Annotated in this window: 8 protein-coding genes; all 8 read left to right on the top strand. The window is 36.5% G+C overall.

Annotation, left to right across the window (positions count from 1 at the left end; all coding sequences use genetic code 11):
• Positions 1 to 327 (top strand): DUF6252 family protein (locus ACI6PS_RS16070; protein WP_421013593.1); only part of this gene is annotated, 327 nt, incomplete at its 5' end.
• An 18-nt stretch (positions 328 to 345) separates the two neighbouring features.
• Entirely contained in the window at positions 346 to 873 is a 528-nt protein-coding gene (locus tag ACI6PS_RS16065; protein WP_421013592.1) for a hypothetical protein, read from the top strand.
• A 116-nt stretch (positions 874 to 989) separates the two neighbouring features.
• Complete coding sequence (locus tag ACI6PS_RS16060) at positions 990 to 1514, top strand: hypothetical protein (RefSeq protein WP_421013591.1); 525 nt, start codon at positions 990 to 992, stop codon at positions 1512 to 1514.
• Between the two features lie 29 nt (positions 1515 to 1543).
• Positions 1544 to 1672, top strand: a complete 129-nt coding sequence (locus tag ACI6PS_RS16055; RefSeq protein WP_421013590.1) for a hypothetical protein — start codon at positions 1544 to 1546, stop codon at positions 1670 to 1672.
• Positions 1673 to 1791: 119 nt separating this feature from the next.
• Entirely contained in the window at positions 1792 to 2331 is a 540-nt protein-coding gene (locus ACI6PS_RS16050; protein ID WP_421013589.1) for a hypothetical protein, read from the top strand.
• Positions 2332 to 2448: 117 nt separating this feature from the next.
• Positions 2449 to 3255 (top strand): hypothetical protein, encoded by an 807-nt coding sequence (locus ACI6PS_RS16045; protein WP_421013588.1) that lies wholly within the window; start codon positions 2449 to 2451, stop codon positions 3253 to 3255.
• Positions 3256 to 3259: 4 nt separating this feature from the next.
• A complete protein-coding gene (locus tag ACI6PS_RS16040; protein WP_421013587.1) occupies positions 3260 to 3805 on the top strand; it encodes a hypothetical protein in 546 nt (181 codons plus the stop codon).
• A gap of 4 nt (positions 3806 to 3809) precedes the next feature.
• Positions 3810 to 5929 (top strand): hypothetical protein (locus ACI6PS_RS16035; protein WP_421013586.1); only part of this gene is annotated, 2120 nt, incomplete at its 3' end.

Raw genomic sequence — 5929 nt, 5'->3', positions numbered from 1 at the left:
TACTTTACAATGAATTTTGCAGATTTAAGGGGAACAACTAATAAGAGAGTTGTATTACAGACATCTAAAATAGATTTACAAGCCGGTCAAACATATATTTTAAATAGAAATGTAATTAACGATATTGACATTGAAGGTGGGGGTGGTCTATTTTCTTTATCTACTACAAATAGATATTATACAAACACAATAAAAACCGGCGAACTCAAAATAACACGCGTTGATTTATCAAATTCTATCATTTCTGGAACTTTTTGGTTTGATGCCGTCAACCAGGCAGGAGAGGTGGTAGAAATAAGAGAGGGACGATTCGACTGGAATTATTAAAATAAAAGACTCCCAATTATGAAGAAAACATTCCTACTACTCCTGCTCGCCTTTACATTCGCCTGCGACAAAGACGACGACAAGAAAAGCAACAACCCAATAGATCAACTACCGCCTGCCACACAAACCGGTGCAGGTACCTTTGGCTGTCTAGTAAACGGTAAACCCTTTGTGGACAATAGTGGTTTCTTTAACTGCTTTTACCAATTTGTGGAGCGGGAATATTATTTTGGGATTCAAGCAGAGGATAACGTAAGTAATATTAAAGCAATCGCACTAGGTTCATTAAAAAAAGAAATTGTGATTGATGAAATAATACCACTTAATTTAAGAGTAAACAATGAATTCTATGCTCTTTTAGATTTTAATGTTCTCCAACAAGCAGGCTCAACTACTGAACAAGAAGATGGCTTTATTAGGTTTACTAGGTTTACAACAAATCCAAATATTGTGTCAGCAACTTTTGAATTTACAGTTACAGACCCTGCTACCGGAATTGTATATGAAATAACAGAAGGCCGTTTTGATGCCAAATTTACCCAATAATAAAAACCTTAAACCAAAAACAAAGCTCCATAAAAAAAGTTACCCCGCTCTGCGAAGTCTCCCGACTTCGCACTCAATCTACTTCAATCAGCTCTAACTCATCATTATATCTTTATATGAAAAAAATATTCCTACTACTAGTACTAGCATTCACTATCGGATGCGACAGAGACGACAACAAAACTACCAACCCCATAGATCAACTACCACCCGCCACACAAACTGGTGCAGGTACGTTCGGTTGCTTGATAAACGGTAAACCCTTTGTGGACAACAGCGGTTTCTTTAACTGCTTTTATCAATTTGTGGAGGGGGAATATTATTTTGGGATTCAAGGAGAAGATAATGTGTCAGATATAGTTCTCATTGGCTTAGGTTCTAATGCTTCGCAGATCCTAGTAAATAATATAATTTCATTAAATGAGCGTGAACCACAAAATTTTTATGGCGGGGTAAACCTTGCGAATCTTGGTGGTTCGATTAGAACTACTAACGCTGAAGATGGAAGTATAATTTTTACAAAGTTTGATTTAAATCAAAACATAGTTTCTGCAACTTTTGAATTTACTGTTGTAGATCCTAATACAGGTAGTATTTACGAAATAACCGAAGGCCGTTTTGACGCTAAATTTACCCAATAATAAAAACCTTAAACCAAAAACAAAGCTCTATGAAAAAAGTTACCCTGCTCTTACTGCTGCTACCGTTTTTACTGACAGCCCAGACCCATGTAGACAATACTTGGAAGAACACCATCAATCCGATCTTTCAAAACCTCGATAAGATCAAAACCGCATAAACACTGACTAACAACACAATACCTTTTACTTTCTCTAAAAATAATTTTTCCGTAACACCAAATAATAAAATACTTTCCTACATTTACTCAGCCTTAATTTACCTTTTTAAAATTTTACTATGAAAAAAACAATCCTACTACTACTTCTAGCCTTTACCTTCGCCTGCGATAAAGACGACGACAAGAAAAGCACCAACCCAATAGATCAACTGCCACCCGCCACGCAAACTGGCGCACAAACATTCGGGTGTTTAATTGATGGCAAAACGTTTGTACCACCAAAATTTGGGAACAACGCTCCAAATGCTTTTTATCAGTTTGTAAATGGTGCTTATACTCTTGGAATAAGTGCATCGATTAGTGGAGGTCCACAAATGAAATCAATCAATATTGGGGGGCTAGATATGCCATTAATTCAAGAAACAACTTATCTTTTAAAAGAAGAATTGACAAATAATTATTTTGGCGAATATAATATTGGAGGGGGTATTACTTTTAGTGGAGCATCAACTACTGAAAATCCTGGGACACTAACAATAACGCATTTTGACCCTGTTAATTTTATAATTTCTGGCACCTTTGAATTTACTGTTTTAGACGATAATGGTACTGAAATTAAAATTACTGATGGTCGTTTTGACATGCAATACACTAATTAAAATGAAATAACCTATGATATAAAAAATAAAAAGAAAGACCACTCACAAGGTAAGCAGTCTTTCAACAAATTACAAATTAAACAACCGTTCAACTTTGTCTAATCATCTTTCAAAATTATGAAAAATTATGCTTTCACATTACTCTTTTTTTGTATTTACAATTTTACAACTGCTCAAAACATCAATACCTCTTTAGCGGCAGATATAAACGCCAAGTTTGCACCTTTAGAAAAAAATAGAATTCCACACAACATTCTCCTAGATTATGGTTTCGACCTTATAGATGTAACCCAATTTGATGGTGTTTTACGTACCAACAATTATATGGATATGGAGCGCTATAATTTAGTTTACAATTCCATAGTATCGTCTGCCACGCAACTTAATGTGAGTGGCATTGCACCCCCAAAACAAGAACTCAACGAATGGAAAACTTTACAAAAACAACAAAACGACATTGCCAAGTTCAATAACAAGGCAACTGTTGTTTTAAACGGATTGTTTTTTAACTATTCAAAAATCAATGGCAATGCTCTTGCCAATAATAAAATTGTTGTGGCCAATGATAAGTATGACGATAAATACATCAATGGCGTATGGCAAAATCCTTATGACAGCAAACAAGCCTTTGCCATAACCTCATCGGTTATCATGCTCAATAAAAGCACGGTCGATGTGGTTTTGCCGGCAACGCTTTGGCACACCAATGCCAGTGTAACAGAAATTGCCATAGATTTTGGCAACAATACAGGCTATAAAGTTTTAACCAACGGTGCTGTTGCAACCACCACTTATACAGCCGTTGGTGTTTATACTTGGACGTATAGAGTATTAGTAAATGGGCAATACAAATATTGCAGGCAGAAAGTAAAGGTCTCTGATGTAACAACACAAACAAAATTATGGAAACAAAAAATTAATTAAAACTATGAGAAATTTAATTTTAACATTTGCAATTTCATTAGCTTTTATTTCTTGCAATAAAGATGATGACCAACCCTCGAATCCAGTAGATCAACTACCTCCCGCAACACAAACGGGAGCACAAACCATAGGCTGTTTAGTTAATGGAGTTCCTTTTACCGATAGTGGGGTTATGAATAACTTTTATCAATTTATTGATGGCGAATATTATTTGGTTATTAATTGGGAAATGAATACTTCAGATGGTTTTAGAGATGGTCAGATAGCTTTACGTAGAATATCAATACAAGAAGGTCAGACATACACATTAAATATTAGCGATTTTATTGAAGATGATTTTACTGGTGGAAACGGAACATATGCAACAAGCATAAATGGAGTTAGACAATATGAAACTAATCAGACATATACAGGTCAGATACATTTCACACGATTTGATACACAAAACTTTATTATGTCTGGGACTTTTGAATTTGTGGCAAAAGACATATTTTCAGAAGAAACAGTAAGTATAACAAATGGAAGATTTGATTTAAACTTTACAAACTAAATTTATGAAACATTTGATAAAAATATTCGTGTGTTTTTTCTTAATGAACACTTATGCACAAACTGATGAAATTTTTATACAAACTATAAACGCTACTAAAGACTATCAGGGCATATTTGGAAGTGCTACATTGCAAATCGACGATGCAGGTAGTGACGGGGCAATTACAAATCCTTTAATTATTGTTGAAGGTTTAGATACAGGTCTTTTAGCACAGGCTGGTAGTATTGGTGACAGTGACTTAAGAACTTTAATAAGAAACATTGAAGATGCTGAAAGTGACAATTTATCTGATCTATTAACAGGTGGCAATATTTTAGCCAATGGTGACCAAGACTACGACATCATCTACGTCAATTGGAACAACGGTACCGATTTTATACAACGCAATGCTTTTGTCCTAGAAGCCGTAATCGAGTGGGTAAATGAACAAAAAGCCTTGTCAGGCAGTACAAATAAAAATGTGGTTTTGGGGCAAAGTATGGGAGGATTAATAGCCCGCTATGCTTTGCGTGACATGGAAAATACTGGTTTGAACCACCATACCAGCTTGTATATCAGTCATGATGCACCCCATCAAGGAGCCCACTTACCATTGGGAATGTTATATATGGCGCGAGATGTAGTAAATGAGTTTATTGAAACACCATTGGGGGACATTTCTATTCCTGTTGAGGGAGGGGGAAATGTAGGTTTAGGAACCATAGACGACTTATTAGATGCACCAGCAATAAATCAGATGCTCATTACAACCGTAGATACTAATGGAAACAGAACCAATACCGTTCATACAAATTGGCAAAATGAATTGAGGAGTTTTGGCTATCCAGGACAAACAAGAAATATTGCTTTAAGCAATGCCAGTCATTGTGCATCAAATCAAGGATTGATTTCCAACCAAGAATTGGTTACAGTAGCAGGAAACGGTGGAACATCTGATTTAACGAGCCTATTAATGTTCACTATGCTGCCTGTTGATCAATTAATAGGCGAAGCTTTAAACGATGTTTCTGCTTCCCTTTTAGGGTTCTTACCAGGAAACAGTTCGCTAGATTTAGAGTTTAGAGTCAATGCCTTTCCTTCTAGCGGAACCGCAAGAATTTATAAAGGTAGGCTAACTTATAAAAAAACATTTCTTTGGCTTCTACCCATTACAAGAACTATTTTTGATAATTCTGATAATTCTCAAAACGGAGATAAGTTTATTGACAATTATCCGGGCGGTGTAACACCCAATGCTTTAGCAATTTCAGAAGGAGCTGGTAGTACTAACTGGTTTTATAATTATGATTATGATTTAAATGTTAACTTAAATTTCAATTTTATTTCAGCAACCAGTGCTTTAGATGTAGGAAGCGGGAACGCCTTGTTAACAGATATTGATTACTTTAAAATTTACACAGCAGCCAACCCCCCTACTGGTACTAAGACAATACCTTTTGCGAATTTTTCAACCTCTTCAAGTCAAAACAATAGTTTAAATGCTCCACATATTTCATTCAATAGAAGAAATGGTGATTGGCTGGCTACAGAATTAGATGCTAATGCTAACAACAATCAAATTTTTGATTGCTCATACATATGCTCCACCAGAGAACCCAATTGGGCCGATTTTATATGCACTTCACAAATGTTTTCAAGCCCCGTTATTAGGCAAGACGCTACTTATAGCTGGAGTATATCCGAAGGAGGAAACTTGGTAACCGCTACGGGAGCCTCCACCCAAAACTTTACACTAACCGATAAAAATACCGGTACAGGGTGGCTTAGAATAAACCTTTCTGTTGACACACCAACATGCGGATTAAAGCAATATACCAAGAGAATATGGGTAGGTCTTCCAACCATCCGCCAACCACTGGACTGCGCAACCAACCCGCTAAACGATCCAAGCTGTACCCTAACATTATGCAAAAGCAACGAATACCTGGTAAACAACCTTATCCGTATAGAAGCCGTAGGCCTGGCCCACAACTCCACCTACCTCGATTGGGAGTGGGTCAAGATCTCCAACAACTTCAACTGGAACACGGCTGGAGCCAATGGCAGCATCAGGATACAAGCCTCACAAACAGGACCTGTAGTGTTTAAAGTACGTGCCAAGAATGCCTGTGGCTGGACACC

It is taken from the genome of Flavobacterium sp. PLA-1-15 (genome assembly GCF_049060005.1).
Lineage (GTDB): Bacteria > Bacteroidota > Bacteroidia > Flavobacteriales > Flavobacteriaceae > Flavobacterium.
This window is presented reverse-complemented; position numbering and strand designations above follow the sequence as displayed.

Bases quoted from the DNA above. Each gene is read 5' to 3' on its own strand.
- ACI6PS_RS16065 (WP_421013592.1), top strand. From the start codon at position 346: ATGAAGAAAACATTCCTACTACTCCTGCTCGCCTTTACATTCGCCTGC.
- ACI6PS_RS16060 (WP_421013591.1), top strand. From the start codon at position 990: ATGAAAAAAATATTCCTACTACTAGTACTAGCATTCACTATCGGATGC.
- ACI6PS_RS16055 (WP_421013590.1), top strand. From the start codon at position 1,544: ATGAAAAAAGTTACCCTGCTCTTACTGCTGCTACCGTTTTTACTGACA.
- ACI6PS_RS16050 (WP_421013589.1), top strand. From the start codon at position 1,792: ATGAAAAAAACAATCCTACTACTACTTCTAGCCTTTACCTTCGCCTGC.
- ACI6PS_RS16045 (WP_421013588.1), top strand. From the start codon at position 2,449: ATGAAAAATTATGCTTTCACATTACTCTTTTTTTGTATTTACAATTTT.
- ACI6PS_RS16040 (WP_421013587.1), top strand. From the start codon at position 3,260: ATGAGAAATTTAATTTTAACATTTGCAATTTCATTAGCTTTTATTTCT.